This is a genomic window from Dellaglioa sp. CoH-55-MRSF-9 (assembly GCF_056782155.1).
Window position 1 is genome coordinate 1 of record NZ_JBXAYG010000069.1, and the last position, 278, is coordinate 278.

1 protein-coding gene is annotated in these 278 nt (G+C 52.9%); it reads left to right on the forward strand.

The features are described from left to right. On the forward strand, positions 1–259 hold a 259-nt coding region (locus tag AC1RPV_RS07825; RefSeq protein ID WP_289876006.1), incomplete at its 5' end, for a hypothetical protein. Positions 260–278 lie beyond the last annotated feature (19 nt).

Sequence of the window (278 nt, forward strand, 5' to 3'; positions counted from 1 at the left end):
GTATGGCTCATCAAAGTTTTCCGATGGAGGTTGCGAAGTTACGGAGGCGACGCCGAGCATCTTCCGAGTACTCGTCAGCTTGAAGTCGGCGCGCGACAGGGGTATCGAAGGCACCGACGAATGCAGCGTGCACAGAATCGAATTCCAGCTGCAAGTCCAGAACCCTGTTGAGAAGGTTATGGTACTTCTTTTCGTAGTCAGTCGTCATGCAAAATCTCCTTTTCACGAAACCACGGATGCGCGAGTATCAGGACGATGACTGCGCAGTAGGCATACGG